The sequence below is a fragment of the Aeromonas sp. SCS5 genome (assembly GCF_001887375.1).
GTDB classification, from domain to species: domain Bacteria; phylum Pseudomonadota; class Gammaproteobacteria; order Enterobacterales; family Aeromonadaceae; genus Aeromonas; species Aeromonas jandaei.
The window spans coordinates 1-17,938 of record NZ_LFCS01000025.1 but is presented as its reverse complement, the minus strand read 5'-3'; the positions used below and the strand labels follow the sequence as shown (position 1 = coordinate 17,938).

At 55.3% G+C, this 17,938-nt stretch carries 16 protein-coding genes; all 16 read right to left on the bottom strand.

Going from position 1 to position 17,938, the window contains the following annotated elements:
- Nucleotides 1–84: 84 nt before the first annotated feature.
- The gene (gene fusA, locus BS300_RS20780; RefSeq protein ID WP_041210881.1) at nucleotides 85–2,190 is read right to left on the bottom strand and encodes an elongation factor G; all 2,106 of its coding nucleotides are present in this window, start codon (nucleotides 2,188–2,190) and stop codon (nucleotides 85–87) included.
- Between the two features lie 75 nt (nucleotides 2,191–2,265).
- A complete protein-coding gene (gene rpsG / locus BS300_RS20775; protein ID WP_040067654.1) occupies nucleotides 2,266–2,736 on the bottom strand; it encodes a 30S ribosomal protein S7 in 471 nt (156 codons plus the stop codon).
- 93 nt (nucleotides 2,737–2,829) lie between these two features.
- Nucleotides 2,830–3,204 carry a 30S ribosomal protein S12 gene (gene rpsL, locus BS300_RS20770; RefSeq protein WP_005306278.1) on the bottom strand — a complete coding sequence of 125 codons (375 nt, stop codon included), beginning with the start codon at nucleotides 3,202–3,204 and terminating at the stop codon, nucleotides 2,830–2,832.
- 182 nt (nucleotides 3,205–3,386) lie between these two features.
- Nucleotides 3,387–3,665, bottom strand: coding sequence for a sulfurtransferase complex subunit TusB (gene tusB, locus BS300_RS20765; RefSeq protein ID WP_071915105.1), 279 nt, complete (start codon nucleotides 3,663–3,665; stop codon nucleotides 3,387–3,389).
- A gap of 7 nt (nucleotides 3,666–3,672) precedes the next feature.
- The gene (gene tusC, locus BS300_RS20760) at nucleotides 3,673–4,032 is read right to left on the bottom strand and encodes a sulfurtransferase complex subunit TusC (RefSeq protein WP_071915103.1); all 360 of its coding nucleotides are present in this window, start codon (nucleotides 4,030–4,032) and stop codon (nucleotides 3,673–3,675) included.
- 9 nt (nucleotides 4,033–4,041) lie between these two features.
- Entirely contained in the window at nucleotides 4,042–4,434 is a 393-nt protein-coding gene (gene tusD / locus BS300_RS20755) for a sulfurtransferase complex subunit TusD (RefSeq protein ID WP_071915101.1), read from the bottom strand.
- Nucleotides 4,435–4,519: 85 nt separating this feature from the next.
- The gene (locus BS300_RS20750; protein ID WP_033114966.1) at nucleotides 4,520–4,900 is read right to left on the bottom strand and encodes a RidA family protein; all 381 of its coding nucleotides are present in this window, start codon (nucleotides 4,898–4,900) and stop codon (nucleotides 4,520–4,522) included.
- A 25-nt stretch (nucleotides 4,901–4,925) separates the two neighbouring features.
- Nucleotides 4,926–5,642 carry a transcriptional regulator gene (locus tag BS300_RS20745; protein ID WP_033114965.1) on the bottom strand — a complete coding sequence of 239 codons (717 nt, stop codon included), beginning with the start codon at nucleotides 5,640–5,642 and terminating at the stop codon, nucleotides 4,926–4,928.
- Between the two features lie 194 nt (nucleotides 5,643–5,836).
- The gene (gene rpoC, locus BS300_RS20740; protein WP_071915099.1) at nucleotides 5,837–10,141 is read right to left on the bottom strand and encodes a DNA-directed RNA polymerase subunit beta'; all 4,305 of its coding nucleotides are present in this window, start codon (nucleotides 10,139–10,141) and stop codon (nucleotides 5,837–5,839) included.
- Between the two features lie 80 nt (nucleotides 10,142–10,221).
- Entirely contained in the window at nucleotides 10,222–14,250 is a 4,029-nt protein-coding gene (gene rpoB / locus BS300_RS20735) for a DNA-directed RNA polymerase subunit beta (protein WP_005341838.1), read from the bottom strand.
- 224 nt (nucleotides 14,251–14,474) lie between these two features.
- Nucleotides 14,475–14,840, bottom strand: a complete 366-nt coding sequence (gene rplL / locus BS300_RS20730; protein ID WP_011707702.1) for a 50S ribosomal protein L7/L12 — start codon at nucleotides 14,838–14,840, stop codon at nucleotides 14,475–14,477.
- 51 nt (nucleotides 14,841–14,891) lie between these two features.
- Entirely contained in the window at nucleotides 14,892–15,392 is a 501-nt protein-coding gene (rplJ, locus tag BS300_RS20725) for a 50S ribosomal protein L10 (protein ID WP_005339895.1), read from the bottom strand.
- A gap of 256 nt (nucleotides 15,393–15,648) precedes the next feature.
- The gene (rplA, locus tag BS300_RS20720; RefSeq protein ID WP_005339888.1) at nucleotides 15,649–16,350 is read right to left on the bottom strand and encodes a 50S ribosomal protein L1; all 702 of its coding nucleotides are present in this window, start codon (nucleotides 16,348–16,350) and stop codon (nucleotides 15,649–15,651) included.
- A gap of 4 nt (nucleotides 16,351–16,354) precedes the next feature.
- Nucleotides 16,355–16,783: a 50S ribosomal protein L11 gene (gene rplK, locus BS300_RS20715; RefSeq protein WP_033114963.1), complete on the bottom strand. Its 429-nt coding sequence runs from the start codon at nucleotides 16,781–16,783 to the stop codon at nucleotides 16,355–16,357.
- A 134-nt stretch (nucleotides 16,784–16,917) separates the two neighbouring features.
- A complete protein-coding gene (gene nusG, locus BS300_RS20710) occupies nucleotides 16,918–17,469 on the bottom strand; it encodes a transcription termination/antitermination protein NusG (RefSeq protein ID WP_005306318.1) in 552 nt (183 codons plus the stop codon).
- Between the two features lie 9 nt (nucleotides 17,470–17,478).
- Nucleotides 17,479–17,850, bottom strand: coding sequence for a preprotein translocase subunit SecE (gene secE / locus BS300_RS20705; RefSeq protein ID WP_033114962.1), 372 nt, complete (start codon nucleotides 17,848–17,850; stop codon nucleotides 17,479–17,481).
- Between the last annotated feature and the right edge of the window lie 88 nt (nucleotides 17,851–17,938).

The window sequence follows — 17,938 nt, the reverse complement described above, 5'->3', positions numbered from 1 at the left end:
TTTATTACGCTCAAATTTTTCTTTAGACACGACGTAGTCCTTCTAGGTTAAACCCGCCTACCGTCGTAGGCGGGGAATCTTAAATTACTTGGATTTGCGCTCTTCGATCACGGCTTGTGCAACGTTGGTCGGTGCATCGTGATACTTGGCGAATTCCATGGCGTAGGAAGCACGACCTTGGGTAGCGGAACGCAGTGCAGTTGCATAACCGAACATCTCGGCCAACGGCACCATGGCGCGTACGATCTTGCCGGACGGGCCATCTTCCATACCTTCGATCAGGCCACGACGACGGTTCAGGTCACCGATAACGTCGCCCATGTAATCTTCCGGAGTTTCAACTTCTACTTTCATGATCGGTTCCAGCAGAACCGGAGTGGCCTTCATGAAGCCAGCCTTGAAGGCCATGGAAGCAGCGATCTTGAACGCCAGTTCGGAAGAGTCGACATCGTGGTAGGAACCGAAGTGCAGACGCACACCCAGGTCCATAACCGGATAGCCAGCCAGCGGACCAGCTTTGAGCTGTTCCTGGATGCCTTTGTCAACGCCCGGGATGAATTCGCCAGGAATGACACCGCCTTTGATGTCGTTGACGAACTCGTAGCCCTTGCCTTCTTCCAGCGGGTACATGTCGATCACAACGTGACCGTACTGACCGCGACCACCAGACTGCTTGGCATGTTTGCCTTCGATGTCTTTAACGGCGGTACGGATGGTTTCACGGTAGGCAACCTGCGGCTTACCTACGTTCGCTTCTACCTTGAATTCGCGACGCATACGGTCAACGATGATGTCCAGGTGCAGCTCACCCATACCGGCAATGATGGTCTGGCCAGACTCTTCGTCAGTCCATACGCGGAAGGACGGGTCTTCCTGAGCCAGACGGCCCAGCGCCAGGCCCATCTTCTCCTGGTCGGCCTTGGTTTTCGGCTCAACCGCGATGGAGATTACCGGCTCCGGGAATTCCATACGCTCGAGGATGATCGGCGCTTTTTCGTCACACAGAGTGTCACCAGTGGTCACATCTTTCAGACCGATGGCAGCAGCGATGTCACCTGCACGAACTTCTTTGATCTCTTCACGCTTGTTGGCGTGCATCTGAACGATACGGCCGAAACGCTCGCGCTTGTCCTTGACGGAGTTCAGCACGGAGTCACCGGAGTTAACAACACCGGAGTAGACGCGGAAGAAGGTCAGGTTACCAACGAACGGGTCGGTAGCGATCTTGAACGCCAGAGCAGAGAACGGCTCGTCATCAGAAGCATGACGCTCGTCTTTGGTCTCGCCATCCATCTTCAGGCCGTCGATAGCAGCTACATCGGTCGGAGCAGGCAGGTACTCAACAACCGCATCCAGCATTGCCTGTACGCCCTTGTTCTTGAACGCGGAGCCACAGGTTACCAGGATGATTTCGTTGTTCAGCACGCGCTGACGCAGAGCTTGCTTGATCTCTTCCTCGGTCAGCTCTTCGCCGCCCAGGTATTTTTCCATCAGGTCTTCAGACGCTTCAGCAGCGGCTTCAACCAGATTCATGCGCATTTCTTGCGCCTGTTCCAGCAGCTCGGCCGGCACATCTTCGTAGTCGAAAGATACGCCCTGATCAGCTTCGCTCCAGTTGATGGCCTTCATCTTGACCAGGTCAACTACGCCTTTGAAGTTCTCTTCAGAGCCGATGTTCAGCTGCAGAGGAACCGGATTGCCCTTCAGGCGAGTGCGGATGTGCTCAACGCAACGCAGGAAGTTGGCACCGGTACGGTCCATCTTGTTGACGAACGCGATACGGGGAACCTTGTACTTGTTAGCCTGACGCCATACGGTCTCAGACTGTGGCTGTACGCCACCTACGGCACAGTACACCATTACGGCACCGTCCAGAACACGCATTGAACGCTCTACTTCGATAGTAAAGTCAACGTGGCCCGGGGTATCGATGATGTTGATACGGTGCGGTTGGAACTGTTTACCCATACCGGACCAGAAAGCGGTGGTCGCGGCGGAGGTGATGGTGATACCACGCTCTTGTTCCTGTTCCATCCAGTCCATGGTGGCAGCGCCATCGTGAACTTCACCGATCTTGTGACTTACACCGGTGTAAAACAGTACGCGCTCGGTAGTAGTAGTCTTACCGGCGTCAATGTGAGCGGAGATACCGATGTTACGATAACGCTCAATGGGGGTTGTACGAGCCATTGTCATCCTCTTACTAAGGCGCTTGTCCCTAGATAATTAAAGGTGCGCAGAGCCCAAAGACCCTGCGCAAGCGGATTACCAGCGGAAGTGAGCGAAAGCCTTGTTCGCTTCAGCCATACGGTGTACGTCTTCACGTTTCTTGACAGACGAACCCTTGTTCTCAGCGGCATCCAGCAGCTCGCCAGCCAGACGCTGAGCCATTGATTTTTCACCACGTTTACGAGCGGCATCAACCAACCAGCGCATTGCCAGAGCATTGCGACGTACCGGACGAACTTCTACCGGCACCTGATAGGTTGCACCACCGACGCGACGAGATTTAACCTCGACCGCCGGACGAATGTTATCCAGAGCTTCTTCGAATACGGCCAGGTGCTCTTTGCCAGATTTGGTGGCAATGATGTCCAGGGCGCCATAAACAATGGCTTCTGCAACAGATTTCTTACCGTCAACCATTACTACGTTGACAAATTTAGCCAGCAGCTCTGATCCGAACTTGGGATCTGGCAGGATTTTACGCTGACCAACAACACGACGTCTTGGCATTTCAAATTCTCCGTAACTTCAGGGATTACCCAAAACTAGAAAGCTATCTAACTAGAAACGAATTAACGTTTGGCCTTACTTAACGGAGAACCATTAAGCTTTAGGACGCTTCACGCCATACTTGGAGCGAGCCTGCTTACGGTCTTTAACACCGGCACAGTCCAACGCACCACGAACGGTGTGATAACGAACACCTGGCAAGTCTTTTACACGACCGCCACGGATCAGAACAACAGAGTGCTCTTGCAGGTTGTGACCTTCACCACCGATGTAGGAGGTGACTTCGAAGCCGTTGGTCAGACGTACACGGCACACTTTACGCAGTGCAGAGTTAGGCTTCTTCGGGGTGGTGGTATATACACGAGTGCATACGCCACGCTTCTGAGGGCACGCTTCCAGCGCCGGCACGTTGCTTTTCACAACGAGCTTGATGCGTGGCTTGCGAACCAACTGGTTAATAGTTGCCATCAAAAGGCTCCTGATAATGACTTCATAAACGTGTGGAAAATCCTCCCCGCATATACGGGGACGCGAAATTTTATGCCCTGTTGTCTGGGGAGTCAAGATTTATACAGTTTGTGGCATGGAAGGGCAAATCGGATCCGCATGGATTTTCCATAATTCGTTGAATTAACGTAAAAATATGGAAATCAGCCAGCCCAGGTTCTGGGGGAGCCTTTTTGTGCAATCAGCTCGACCAGACCAGCCATATCCAGCAAATCGCCCACTTGATGACGCAAACCACGCGCCTGCAGATCCTCGGTCATGACGTGTAGCGGGATCCCGGCCAGTAGTTCGCACCACTGGGGCGCACAGGCCGCAATGACGGCATCCTGCATCAGCACCAGTTCATCGCCAGATTGCAGGTATGACAGCGCCTGAGTCAGTGCCTGGCTCTGGAAAGGGGAATTCAAGATCAGATGCAACATGGGGACCTCAGAAGCTGATGTGCGTCGCGCATTGTGACCACTGGCTGGCCATCTCTGCCCGCGACAGGATTTCGACCGGGATCAGCAGATCCTCGACCGTCACGCCGCGCTCGGCCAGCGAGTCGGCACAGACGTACACCTCCTCGATGTCATAGAGTTCGAGCATCTTGAAGGTTGGCGCATAGTGGCGCTGCAAGATGGCCTGTGGCTGCTGTTCTTTAAGCAGTTGCAGCACGCCGTCACCAATCAGGAAGAGTGCCAGCTCATCGGTCATGGCCGAGGTGGCCAACAGGGCATCCAGCCCCTCCCGACCGGCAGCATGACCGTGGGGGCCACGACTGCAGATAAATGCGATTTTCTTGCTCATGGTCACTCCCTAGAACTGAACCAGCCGATCGGCGGTCAGGGCAGCTTCGGCCAGCTGGCCAAGCCCGCTTAAACAAAATGGCGCTTGCAGATTGAAGTGAGCCTGCCCTGCCCCTTTGGCCTCCTGCTCATCGACCACACCGCGTCGCATGGCGGCAGCGACGCAGACATCGATGCGGATCCCCTGCTCCTCTGCCAGCTCTCGCCACAGACGTACCAGGTCGGTCTCATCGGAAGCGGGAAGATGCAGGTCGTTGCCGTTGCAGACCCCATCCTGATAGAAAAAGAGATGAGAGAGGGTATGACCCTGAGCCAACAGGCTGCGGGCAAAGCGGTAGGCGGTGCTGGCCGACTGGGTGCCATAGGCAGGCCCGGTCACCAGCAGGGCAAAACTCAGAATCATAACAAGGCTCCTGTACTGATGCCTGTCCATTTTACGCCAAAAACAAAAAAGCCCCTGCCATGAGGGGCTTTTTAGCAGTTGCCGATCAGAGATGGGCGATGGCCTCAACTTCGACCAGCACATCTTTGGGCAGACGGGCCACTTCCACGCAGGAGCGAGCCGGGGCGGCATCACCAAAGTAACGGGCATAGACCTGATTGAAGGCTACGAAGTCGTTCATATCGCTCAGGAAGCAGGTGGTTTTCACTACCTTGCCAGCATCGGCACCGGCAGCCTGCAATACGGCGATCAGGTTCTTCATTACCTGCTCGGCCTGAGCTTCGATGCCACCGGCAACGATCTCCATGGTGGCAGGATCAAGCGGGATCTGCCCGGAGGTGAAGATCATCTCGCCTACCTTGGTCGCCTGAACATAAGGACCAATGGCGGCAGGCGCCTTGTCGGTTGCAATCACTTCTTTAGCCATTCATCTATCCCCTTATGGAATTGAGTTACTCGTTTTCGTCTTCACCCTGCTTGCGCTGTCGGATGTAGAGATAAACGGTATGTTTCGAAATATTGAGTTTGTCCGCCACCATGTTGATGGAGTCCTTGATGTCAAAAATACCCTTCTCGAACAATTGGGTGACGATGAAGCGGTTTTTGGCATTGTTGGCCACAGTGGGATCACGGTTGATCTCATCGATGGTGTTGTCCACGGTCTGGGCAACAAGCTCTTCGACACTGTTGGCAAAGGTCTCTGGTGACTGGCGCGCCGCCTGCTGGGGCGTCGGGAAAAATTCGGCCACGAACTCGTGGAAAGGTGCATTGATATGCAGGTTGATGCAGATAAGACCGATCACCTGGCGTTCACTGTTCCTGATGGCGATGGTGCTCGACTTCATCAGGGCGCCGGTGCGGCTGCGAGCAAAATAGCTCTGGGTGTAATCCTGGCCGGTGCTCTCGATGTCCTTGAGCATCCGCAGTGCCAGATCGGTGATTGGCGCCCCGAGGGTACGTCCGGTGTTAAAGCCGTTGGCGATCTTGATCACCGACTCGTGCAGATTTTCCAGGGAGTGGAGCACCACTTCACAATGCTTGCCGAACAATTCGGCCAAGCCGTCGATGAGCCCATCGTATGAGCGCAACAATTCCCTGTCTTCATCTGTAAAAGTGCGGCTGATCAGCTGTTCTTCGGGAAGCATGGCTTCCTCGATACCGACAGTCATGTTCTACCCCTGTAATAACCATTCAACTTTGCCGAGTGTCAAATCGCAGGAGAGCAAAGTCAACTTTTTTTGATTTTTTACTCTACAACTTTGCTCTGGATCATCCTGAAACCCGCGTGGCGTCAGCCTTTGCCGATCAAATGGCCAACAAAAAGGGCTCCTTGAAGGAGCCCTTTTTAATCACTGTTGACGAGTTACTCTTCGTCGAAGCTACCGGCAGCGTTCAGCAGATCCGCCAGGTTCTGCTCAGCTTCATCTGCGGTCACCTGCGGGGTGCCAACAGCACGAGCTGCAGCAGCACGCTGGTTGATCCGGCTGTGGTGGTAGGCAAAGCCGGTACCAGCCGGGATCAGACGACCCACGATGACGTTCTCTTTCAGGCCACGCAGTTCGTCACGTTTGCCACCAACGGCGGCTTCGGTCAGAACGCGAGTGGTTTCCTGGAAGGAAGCCGCGGAGATGAAGGACTCGGTGCTCAGAGATGCCTTGGTAATACCCATCAGAACATGACGGTAGGTCGCAGGGGTCTTGCCCTCGGCAACCAGCTTACGGTTGGCAATCTTCACGCGAGCCACTTCAACCTGTTCGCCTTCGATCAGATCGGTGTCGCCAGCAGTCAGGATCTCGCACTTGCGCAGCATCTGACGAACGATGACTTCGATGTGCTTGTCGTTGATCTTAACGCCTTGCAGACGGTAAACGTCCTGCACTTCGTTGGCGATGTAGTTGGCGACCGGGCTGATACCGCGCAGACGCAGGATATCGTGAGCAGACTCAGGACCGTCCGCCAGCACTTCACCCTTCTCAACTTTTTCACCTTCGAACACGTTCAGGTTACGCCACTTCGGAATCATCTCCTCATAGACGTTGCCACCATCGGTCGGGGTGATGACCAGACGGCGCTTGCCTTTGGTCTCTTTCCCGAAGGAGATGGTACCGGAGATCTCGGCCAGAATAGCCGGTTCTTTCGGTTGACGTGCTTCGAACAGATCCGCAACGCGCGGCAGACCACCGGTGATGTCCTTGGTACCGCCGGACTCTTGCGGGATACGCGCTACCGCGTCACCCACGCCCACGTTGGCACCATCTTCCAGGTTCACGATCGCCTTGCCCGGCAGGAAGTACTGGGCGGCTACATCGGTACCCGGGATCATCACGTCGTTGCCGTTCAGGTCGACCAGTTTAACGGTCGGACGCATCTCTTTACCGGCGCTCGGACGCTCGTTGACGTCCAGCACGACGATAGAGGAGAGACCGGTCAGCTCGTCGGTCTGACGAGTGATGGTCACGCCATCGATCATGTGTTCGAAGTGCAGACGACCTGCCACTTCGGTGATGATCGGGTGAGTGTGCGGATCCCAGTTAGCAACGGTTTCGCCAGCGTTCACTGCCTGGCCGTCCTTCACTTCCAGCACGGAACCGTAAGGCAGCTTGTGGCTTTCCTTGGTACGGCCCATGTCGTCCATGATGGTCAGTTCGGTAGAACGGGAGGTGATAACCAGTTTGTCATCGCTGTTGTGAACGAACTTGGCGTTCTGCAGCTTGATGCTACCGGTGTTCTTCACCTGGATGCTGCTCTCGGCTGCGGCACGAGATGCGGCACCACCGATGTGGAACGTACGCATTGTCAGCTGGGTACCCGGTTCACCGATGGACTGGGCGGCGATAACACCGACAGCCTCACCCTTGTTAACCAGGTGACCACGGGCCAGATCACGGCCGTAGCAGTGAGCACAGTTACCGAAGTCAGTTTCACAGGTGATGGCAGAACGTACCTTCACACGGTCAACGGAGTTGCGTTCCAGCAGGTCACACAGCTGCTCGTCGAGCAGGGTGTTGCGAGCAACCAGGATCTCGTCCTCGGTACCCGGCTTGATGACATCTTCTGCCACCACACGACCCAGCACGCGCTCACGCAGTGGCTCGACCACGTCGCCACCCTCGATCAGCGGAGTCATCCACAGACCTTCGGTAGTGCCGCAATCGTCCTCGGTGATCACCATGTCCTGCGCCACGTCTACCAGACGACGAGTCAGGTAACCGGAGTTCGCAGTCTTCAGTGCGGTATCCGCCAGACCCTTACGAGCACCGTGGGTAGAGATAAAGTACTGCAGTACGTTCAGACCTTCGCGGAAGTTCGCGATGATCGGGGTCTCGATGATGGAGCCATCCGGCTTGGCCATCAGGCCACGCATACCGGCCAGCTGACGGATCTGGGCTGCGGAACCCCGCGCACCAGAGTCGGCCATCATAAAGATGCTGTTGAACGATGCCTGCTCTTCTTCATCACCCAGCGAGTTGACGTTACGCTCTTTGGACAAGTTCTCCATCATGGCCTTGGAGACGCGCTCGTTGGCGCTGGCCCAGATATCGATAACCTTGTTGTAACGTTCGCCCGCAGTTACCAGACCGGACAGGAACTGGTCCTGGATCTCGGCAACTTCGGCTTCGGCAGAAGCAATGATGTCTTTTTTGGCATCCGGGATGACCATGTCATCGATACCAACGGAAGCACCGGACAGCGCCGCGTAGTGGAAACCGGTATACATCAGCTGGTCAGCGAAGATAACGGTGTCCTTCAGCCCCTGCTTGCGATAGCAGGTGTTCAGCAGACGGGAGATGAGCTTTTTGCCCAGCGCCTTGTTGGATACAGACTTGATCCAGTTCTGCGGATTGGCGTCCAGATCGGCCTGTTCGGCAGCAGTCAGCACCTTCGGCTCGTCGATCAGGGCGTATTCCATGCCTTTCGGCAGGATCAGGCTCAGGATCGCACGACCAACGGTGGTGTTCTTCATCTCGGTCTTGGCAACCAGTTCACCGGCTTCGCTCTTCACGTACTCGGTGATGCGGCACTTGACGCGAGCATGCAGGTCGGCCAGACCAGCACGGTACACTTTCTCGGCCTCTTTCGGGCCGGACAGCACCATACCTTCACCCTTCGCATTGATGCGGGCGCGGGTCATGTAGTACAGACCCAAGACCACGTCCTGAGAAGGAACGATGATCGGCTCACCGGATGCAGGCGACAGGATGTTGTTGGTAGACATCATCAGCGCACGCGCTTCCAGCTGGGCTTCCAGGGTCAGCGGTACGTGAACAGCCATCTGGTCACCGTCGAAGTCCGCGTTATACGCAGCACAAACGAGCGGGTGCAGCTGGATTGCCTTGCCTTCGACCAGAGTCGGTTCGAATGCCTGGATACCCAGACGGTGCAGAGTCGGTGCACGGTTCAGCAGAACCGGGTGTTCGCGGATAACTTCGTCCAGGATATCCCAAACGACAGCTTCTTCGCGCTCCACCATCTTCTTGGCGGCCTTGATAGTGGTCGCCAGACCGCGGGTTTCCAGCTTGCCATAGATGAACGGCTTGAACAGTTCCAGCGCCATCTTCTTCGGCAGACCGCACTGATGCAGACGCAGAGTCGGGCCTACGGTGATAACGGAACGACCGGAGTAGTCGACACGTTTACCCAGCAGGTTCTGACGGAAACGACCCTGCTTACCCTTGATCATGTCGGCCAGGGATTTCAGCGGGCGCTTGTTGGAACCTGTGATGGCACGACCGCGACGGCCGTTATCCAGCAGCGCATCGACGGACTCTTGCAGCATGCGCTTTTCGTTGCGCACGATGATGTCCGGAGCAGCCAGATCCAGCAGACGCTTCAAGCGGTTGTTACGGTTGATCACGCGACGGTACAGATCGTTCAGATCGGAAGTCGCGAAACGGCCGCCGTCCAGCGGTACCAGCGGACGCAGGTCCGGCGGCAGCACAGGCAGCACTGTCATGATCATCCACTCCGGCTTGTTGCCGGACTGCAGGAAAGCTTCCATCAGCTTCAGACGCTTGGTGGTCTTCTTGCGCTTGGTCTCGGAGTTGGTCTGATCCAGCTCCTCACGCATCGCTTTGACTTCACCTTCCAGATCGATGGCGCGCAGCAATGCCAGGATTGCTTCGGCACCCATCTTGGCGTCAAATTCGTCGCCCCACTCTTCCAGCGCATCCAGGTACTGCTCTTCAGAGAGCATCTGGCTGCGTTCGAGGTTGGTCATGCCCGGCTCGATAACTACGAAAGATTCGAAGTAGAGCACGCGTTCGATGTCGCGCAGGGTCATGTCCAGCAGCAGACCGATACGGGACGGCAGGGACTTCAGGAACCAGATGTGGGCAGTCGGGCTGGCCAGCTCGATGTGGCCCATACGCTCACGACGGACCTTGGTCTGGGTCACTTCAACGCCGCACTTCTCACAGATCACACCACGGTGTTTCAGGCGCTTGTACTTGCCGCACAGACACTCGTAGTCCTTCACCGGTCCGAAGATACGGGCGCAGAACAGACCATCACGCTCCGGCTTGAAAGTCCGGTAGTTGATGGTCTCAGGCTTTTTGACCTCACCGAATGACCAGGAGCGGATCATGTCAGGAGAGGCCAGACCGATCTTGATACTGTCAAACTCTTCGGTCTTGGTCTGAGCCTTCAAAAACTTGAGTAAGTCTTTCACGTGTTTCCCCTGTCAGGAGTCTAACCTCGGCGCCCCTCTCGGGGCGCCCACGTCAATTCTCGAACAATAAGAGCGAGCTCTTACTCTTCGTCCAGCTCGATGTTGATACCCAGAGAGCGGATTTCCTTCAGCAATACGTTGAAGGATTCGGGCATGCCCGGCTCCATACGGTGGTCGCCATCCACGATGTTCTTGTACATCTTGGTACGGCCATTCACATCGTCAGACTTGACGGTCAGCATCTCCTGCAGGGTATATGCCGCACCGTAAGCCTCCAGGGCCCACACTTCCATCTCACCGAAACGCTGACCACCGAACTGAGCCTTACCACCCAGCGGCTGCTGGGTAACCAGGCTGTAAGAACCGGTAGAACGCGCGTGCATCTTGTCGTCGACCAAGTGGTTCAGCTTGAGCATGTACATGTAACCAACGGTTACTTTACGCTCGAAGCGGTTACCGGTACGGCCGTCGAACAGATCAATCTGACCGGACTCCGGCAGATCGGCCAGCTTCAGCAGGGCTTTGATTTCGCGCTCTTTGGCACCATCAAAGACCGGAGTAGCAACCGGCAGACCCTTACGCAGGTTACCCACCAGGGTACGTACGTCGTCGTCAGACAGTTCGGCGATGTTCACTTGCTGGGTGTCCTTCTCGCCCAGGTCGTAGACCTGCTGCAGGAAGTTGCGCATCTCGTGCAGCTCGCGCTGCTCTTTGACCATGCGATCGATCTTCTCGCCGATACCCTTGGCTGCGAGGCCCAGGTGCACTTCGAGGATCTGACCGATGTTCATACGAGACGGTACGCCCAACGGGTTCAGTACGATGTCGACCGGACGGCCGAACTCGTCATGAGGCATATCCTCGACCGGACAGATCTTGGAGATAACACCCTTGTTACCGTGACGGCCCGCCATCTTGTCACCCGGCTGGATGCGACGCTTGACTGCCAGATAAACCTTGACGATTTTCAGTACGCCCGGCGCCAGATCATCACCCTGGATAATCTTGCGACGCTTGTTCTCGAACTTCTTGTCGAACTCGGCTTTCAGCTCAACGTGCTGTTCAGCGATCTGCTCCAGTTCGGTCTGCTTGGCTTCATCCTCGATGGCCAGTTCAAACCACTTGGAACGCTCCAGCTTGTTCAGACGATCTTCGCTGTAACCGGCGGCCAGCAGCAGGTTGCGGGAGCGGCCGAAAATGCCGTCTTCCAGGATCTTGAACTCTTCGGTCAAGTCCTTCTTCGCTTCCTTCAGCTGCATCTCTTCGATTTCTTTGGCGCGCTTGTCTTTTTCCACGCCATCGCGGGTAAAGACTTGCACGTCAACCACGGTACCGTACACACCGTTCGGTACACGCAGGGAGGAGTCCTTCACGTCGGACGCCTTCTCACCGAAGATGGCGCGCAGCAGCTTCTCTTCCGGAGTCAGCTGGGTTTCACCTTTCGGCGTTACCTTACCGACCAGAATGTCGCCGCCCTTCACTTCAGCACCCACGTAGACGATACCGGACTCGTCCAGCTTGGACAGAGCAGCTTCACCCACGTTCGGGATGTCAGCAGTGATCTCTTCCGGACCCAGCTTGGTGTCACGGGAGATACAGGCCAGTTCCTGGATATGGATGGTGGTCAGGCGATCTTCCTGAACTACACGCTCGTTCACCAGGATCGAGTCTTCGAAGTTGTAACCGTTCCACGGCATGAACGCGACGCGCATGTTCTGACCCAGAGCCAGTTCACCCAGATCGGTGGACGGGCCGTCAGCCAGTACGTCGCCAGCCATGACCGGCTCACCCAACATCACGCAAGGACGCTGGTTGATACAGGTGTTCTGGTTGGAACGGGTGTATTTGGTCAGGTTGTAGATGTCGATACCGGCTTCGCCTGGCATCAGCTCATCTTCATTTACCTTGATAACGATACGGGAGGCATCGACGTAGTCGATCATGCCACCACGCTTGGCAACTACGGTTACACCGGAGTCAACGGCCACAGCGCGTTCCATACCGGTACCTACCAGCGGCTTGTCAGCACGCAGGGTCGGTACAGCCTGACGTTGCATGTTTGAACCCATCAATGCGCGGTTCGCGTCATCGTGTTCCAGGAACGGGATCAGGGCCGCTGCCACAGATACGATCTGCTGCGGGCTCACGTCCATATACTGGATCTGGTCGGCGTTCATAAAGGTGGATTCACCTTTGTGACGGCACGGGATCAATTCATCTTTCAGACGGCCATCTTCGGTGGTCGCGGCGTTAGCCTGTGCGATCACGTACTTGCCTTCTTCAATAGCAGACAGGTAGTCCACTTCGTCGGTGATCACACCGTCAATGACCTTGCGGTACGGAGTCTCGAGGAAACCGTACTCGTTGGTACGAGAGTACACGGACAGGGAGTTGATCAGACCGATGTTCGGACCTTCAGGAGTCTCGATCGGGCACAGACGACCGTAGTGGGTCGGGTGTACGTCTCGGACTTCAAAGCCGGCACGCTCACGAGTCAAACCGCCCGGGCCCAGCGCAGAGATACGGCGCTTGTGGGTCACTTCGGACAGCGGGTTGTTCTGGTCCATAAACTGGGACAGCTGGCTGGAACCAAAGAACTCTTTGACTGCGGCGGAGATCGGCTTGGCGTTGATCAGATCCTGCGGCATCAGGGTGTCCAGGTCGCCCAGGGAGAGACGCTCCTTGACCGCACGCTCGACACGCACCAGACCGACACGGAACTGGTTTTCAGCCATTTCACCGACAGAACGGATACGACGGTTACCCAGGTGGTCGATATCGTCCACTTCGTCGTTACCGTTACGGATGTCGATCAGGCGCTTCATCACATCGACGATATCGTCTTTGGTCAGTACGCCAGCGCCAGTCTCGTCTTCACGACCCAGACGGCGGTTGAACTTCATCCGACCTACGGTAGACAGGTCGTAACGTTCTGCAGAGAAGAACAGGTTTTCGAACAGCTGCTCTGCTGCTTCACGTGTCGGCGGCTCGCCCGGACGCATCATGCGGTAGATTTCTACCAGCGCTTCCAGACGGTTGGTGCTGGAATCGACGCGCAGGGTCTCGGACATGTAAGCACCGTGGTCCAGTTCGTTGGTGAACAGAACCTCGAAATGCTTGAAGCCGGCCTGGGACAGGTTGGCAATCGCTTCCAGACTCAGAGCCTGGTTGGCTGCCACTACCAGTTCACCAGTTTGCGGATGTGCGTAGTCCTTGGCAGCAACTTTGCCAACAACGTACTCAACCGGTACCTCAATCTGGGTAACGGCATCTTTTTCCAGCTGACGGATGTGACGGGCAGTCACACGACGACCGGTTTCAACAACCACGGCACCATTGGCCACGATGTCGAAGGTCGCAGTTTCGCCACGCAGGCGCTCCGGCACCAGATCCATCATCAACTTGCCATCTTTGACCTCGAAACCGATGGTTTCGAAGAAGGTGGCCAGGATCTCTTCGGAAGTGAAGTCCAGGGCGCGCAGAATGATGGATGCCGGCAGTTTGCGACGACGGTCGATACGGACAAACAGGTTGTCTTTCGCATCGAACTCGAAGTCCAGCCAGGAGCCACGGTAGGGGATAACGCGAGCGTTATACAGCACCTTACCGGATGAATGTGTTTTGCCTTTATCGTGGTCGAAGAAGACGCCCGGGCTGCGGTGCAGCTGGGAAACGATAACCCGCTCGGTACCATTGATAACAAAGGTGCCGTTCTCGGTCATGAGCGGAATTTCGCCCATGTATACTTCTTGTTCCTTGATGTCTTTGACGGTGCCGGCAGCTGCTTCACGGTCGTACAGAACCATACGAAGCTTGACACGCAGCGGCGCGGAGTAGGTCACTCCACGGATCTGGCATTCTTTTACGTCAAATACCGGCTCACCCAGGCGATAGCTGACATACTGAAGCTCAGCACTACCGGAGTAACTGGTGATCGGGAAAACGCTACGGAAAGCGGCCTCTAGGCCATATTCACCTTCCGGGTCAGCCTCGATGAACTGCTTGAAGGAGTCCAGCTGAATGGACAACAGATAAGGCGTGTCCAGTACCTGGTCTCGCTTACCGAAGTCCTTACGAATGCGTTTTTTTTCGGTATAAGAGTAAACCATAGGGTTCCTCAGCTCGCTGATAAGTGACCCACTCTGTCCCGCGGGACAGCTCTGTCTCAACACCGTTTTGTGTTGGCCCGGACGAAAGAAGACAGTCCGGATTGCTGGTGCACCGAGAGTCGTAAACGGTGTGAAATGCTCTCAGTCTACAGCGCAAAAAGGCTGGTGAACAAAAATTCACCAGCCCTAGCCTGTTTTATCAGGCTAATCTACATAAATGCAGATTATTTGATCTCAACAGAAGCACCGGCAGCTTCCAGCTCTTTCTTCAGAGCTTCAGCTTCGTCTTTGGAGACGGCTTCTTTCAGGTTAGCCGGAGCAGCTTCTACCAGATCTTTGGCTTCTTTCAGGCCCAGACCGGTAGCGCCACGAACGGCTTTGATAACGGCAACTTTGTTAGCACCGGCAGCAGTCAGAACTACGTCGAACTCGGTCTTCTCTTCTACTGCTTCAGCAGCAGCCGGGCCAGCCATTACGGCAGCAGCGGCAGAAACACCGAACTTCTCTTCCATAGCTTCGATCAGCTCAACAACTTCCATTACGGACATGGAAGCAACGGCTTCGATGATTTGGTCTTTAGTGATAGACATGACAAAAATTCCTGATGTTGAATAAACTCAAACAGCCTAGATAGGCGAGAATCAAGCAGCAGCTTGCTTCTGGTCGCGAACAGCAGCGATAGTACGAACCAGCTTGCCAGCAGAGGCTTCCTTCATGGTAGCCATCAACTTCGCAATTGCTTCTTCGTAAGTCGGCAGCGTGGCCAGACGATCAATTTGTGCTGCGGCGATAAACTCACCGTTAAAAGCGCCAGCCTTGATTTCGAACTTTTGGTTCGCTTTGGCAAACTCTTTGAACAGACGAGCAGCAGCGCCCGGGTGTTCGTTAGAGAAAGCAATCAAGGTAGGACCGGTAAATGCGTCGTTCAGGCACTCGTATTCGGTACCTTCTACCGCGCGACGCAGCAGGGTGTTACGCACAACGCGCATGTACACACCGGCTTCACGAGCGGTTTTACGCAGGACGGTCATCTTGTCTACAGTGACACCGCGAGAATCGGCAACAACTGCAGAAAGAGCGCCTTTGGCAGCTTCGTTGACTTCAGCAACAATTGCCTTTTTGTCTTCGAGTCCCAATGCCATTGGCTTAACTCCTGGATTGAATCCGGGTCAAATGACCCAGTACTGACACATCCCCCCTACCTTTACAACAGAGGGGAACGATGCGGTAGCAGGATTCCAGAAGAGAAAGAATCTTTCTCGCTGGGTTTCCGGCACCGTCTACGCAGGAAACATTAAGGCTTTGCAGCCTCCTGCGGTCTTGGACGGAGGTCGAAACCCCCAACCAATCAAGGCGCAAAATTATAGATTAAATTTTGCGCCTTGTAAAACCCATCAATTAGGCCTGAGCTTCCAGAGAAGCTTGGTCTACGGCAACACCGGCACCCATGGTGGTGGAGATGCTGACTTTCTTGATGAATTGACCTTTGGCGGAAGAGGGCTTGCCTTTTTTCAGGGCAACCAGCAGAGCTTCCAAGTTTTCTTTCAGCTGAACTTCGTTGAAAGAAACCTTACCCAGAGTGGTATGGATGATACCATTCTTGTCGTTACGGTAACGAACCTGACCAGCCTTGGCGTTCTTGACGGCTTCGGCAACGTTCGGGGTTACAGTACCAACTTTCGGGTTCGGCATCAGACCGCGCGGGCCCAGGATTTGACCCAGTTGACCAACAACGCGCATGGCATCCGGGGATGCGATAACTACGTCGAAGTTCATCTCGCCTTTCTTGACCAGATCGGCCAGGTCATCCATACCTACCAGGTCAGCACCGGCAGCTTTGGCAGCTTCGGCGTTGGCACCTTGGGTAAATACGGCAACGCGAACGTCACGACCGGTACCGTGCGGCAGTACAGTTGCACCACGTACGTTCTGGTCAGATTTACGAGCGTCGATACCCAGATTGACAGCAACGTCAACGCTTTCAACGAACTTGGCGGTAGCCAGTTCTTTCAGCAGGGCAATGGCTTCGTTGATGGAGTACTCTTTGGTACCGTCAACTTTTTCGCGAATAACGCGCATACGCTTGGACAGTTTAGCCATTGTCTTACTCCTCCACTACCAGACCCATGGAACGAGCGGAGCCGGCGATGCAACGTACTTTTGCATCCAGATCGGCACCGGTCATATCCGGCTCTTTGGTCTTGGCGATTTCTTGCAGCTGGGCAACGGTCACCTTACCAACCTTGTCTTTGTTCGGCTTGGAAGAACCAGACTTGATGCCAGCAGCTTTCTTCAGCAGGAAGGAAGCAGGCGGAGTCTTGGTTTCGAAGGTGAAGGAACGGTCGCTGTAAACGGTGATCACGACCGGAGTCGGTGAACCTTTTTCCAGCTTCTCTGTACGAGCGTTGAACGCCTTACAGAATTCCATGATGTTCACACCGTGTTGACCCAGTGCAGGACCAACGGGAGGAGACGGGTTGGCTGCACCAGCAGCAACCTGCAGCTTGATATAAGCTGTGACTTTCTTAGCCATTAGGAAATTACCTCAAAAATGGGTTCTAGCGCCTCGGAGACATGCTCCTGCAAACGGCTCCCCAACTAATAAAGGGGCAGCGAATTATAGAGATATTCGCTGCCCCTGACAACTGTTGAGTGAACAGAAATCAATCAGCCCTTTTCGACCTGACCAAAATCCAGCTCAACCGGAGTAGAACGACCGAAGATCAGTACAGAGACCTTCACGCGGCTCTTCTCGTAATCCACCTCTTCAACGGTACCGTTGAAGTCGGCAAACGGACCATCGGCAACCCGCACCATTTCGCCCGGTTCAAACAGGGTTTTCGGACGCGGCTTGTCGTGGGCATCCTGCAGACGGTTCAGGATGGCATCGGCCTCTTTATCGGAGATCGGTGCCGGACGGTCGGAGGTACCGCCGATGAAGCCCATTACACGCGGTACGTTGCGTACCAGGTGCCATGTGGTTTCATCCATGATCATCTGGACCAGGACATAACCCGGGAAAAACTTGCGCTCACTCTTGCGCTTCTGGCCTGCACGCATCTCGACCACTTCTTCGGTCGGGACCAGTACTTCACCGAACATGTCTTCCATGCCATGCATCTTGATATGTTCACGCAGGGATTTGGCAACACGGCCTTCATAGCCGGAAAACGCCTGCACGACATACCATCTCATACGCTGTTCACGTTGTTCAGTCATGGCTTATCCTTACACACCGGTAATCAGGTTGACCAACCAGACCAAGGCGCCGTCCAGAACGAACAGCAGCAGCCCCATCACGGCGGTCACCGCCAGCACAATCAGGGTTGTCTGAATGGCTTCCTGACGGGTTGGCCATACGACCTTGCGGACTTCCAGGCGAGACTCACGGGCGAATGCCAGCGTAGCCTTTCCCTTGGTGGTTTGCAGGGCTACTGCACCAGCAGCAGCGACGACAACGACCACACCCAGGGCGCGGACGGCAGCGACAACATCGTTGAGCAGGTAATTACCCACTACAGCAGCCGCCAGGATAATGAAAACCAGGCCCCAAAGCAGGGTATCCTTGCTTCCGCCCTGGCTCTCAGAACTAACACTCATACAACCCACCTGTATCTGACGTAACCAAAGACACAAAAGCCCCGTACGAGACGAGGTATATGGCAGGGGCGGCAGGACTCGAACCCGC

Excerpts from the sequence above, each read along its gene's own strand:
- rplJ (WP_005339895.1), bottom strand. The coding sequence starts at position 15,392 with ATGGCATTGGGACTCGAAGACAAAAAGGCAATTGTTGCTGAAGTCAAC.
- secE (WP_033114962.1), bottom strand. The coding sequence starts at position 17,850 with ATGAGTGTTAGTTCTGAGAGCCAGGGCGGAAGCAAGGATACCCTGCTT.
- BS300_RS20745 (WP_033114965.1), bottom strand. The coding sequence starts at position 5,642 with ATGACTGTCGGTATCGAGGAAGCCATGCTTCCCGAAGAACAGCTGATC.
- rplK (WP_033114963.1), bottom strand. The coding sequence starts at position 16,783 with ATGGCTAAGAAAGTCACAGCTTATATCAAGCTGCAGGTTGCTGCTGGT.
- rpsL (WP_005306278.1), bottom strand. The coding sequence starts at position 3,204 with ATGGCAACTATTAACCAGTTGGTTCGCAAGCCACGCATCAAGCTCGTT.
- rplA (WP_005339888.1), bottom strand. The coding sequence starts at position 16,350 with ATGGCTAAACTGTCCAAGCGTATGCGCGTTATTCGCGAAAAAGTTGAC.
- fusA (WP_041210881.1), bottom strand. The coding sequence starts at position 2,190 with ATGGCTCGTACAACCCCCATTGAGCGTTATCGTAACATCGGTATCTCC.
- BS300_RS20750 (WP_033114966.1), bottom strand. The coding sequence starts at position 4,900 with ATGGCTAAAGAAGTGATTGCAACCGACAAGGCGCCTGCCGCCATTGGT.
- rpoB (WP_005341838.1), bottom strand. The coding sequence starts at position 14,250 with ATGGTTTACTCTTATACCGAAAAAAAACGCATTCGTAAGGACTTCGGT.
- rplL (WP_011707702.1), bottom strand. The coding sequence starts at position 14,840 with ATGTCTATCACTAAAGACCAAATCATCGAAGCCGTTGCTTCCATGTCC.
- tusD (WP_071915101.1), bottom strand. The coding sequence starts at position 4,434 with ATGATTCTGAGTTTTGCCCTGCTGGTGACCGGGCCTGCCTATGGCACC.
- nusG (WP_005306318.1), bottom strand. The coding sequence starts at position 17,469 with ATGACTGAACAACGTGAACAGCGTATGAGATGGTATGTCGTGCAGGCG.
- rpsG (WP_040067654.1), bottom strand. The coding sequence starts at position 2,736 with ATGCCAAGACGTCGTGTTGTTGGTCAGCGTAAAATCCTGCCAGATCCC.
- tusB (WP_071915105.1), bottom strand. The coding sequence starts at position 3,665 with ATGTTGCATCTGATCTTGAATTCCCCTTTCCAGAGCCAGGCACTGACT.
- tusC (WP_071915103.1), bottom strand. The coding sequence starts at position 4,032 with ATGAGCAAGAAAATCGCATTTATCTGCAGTCGTGGCCCCCACGGTCAT.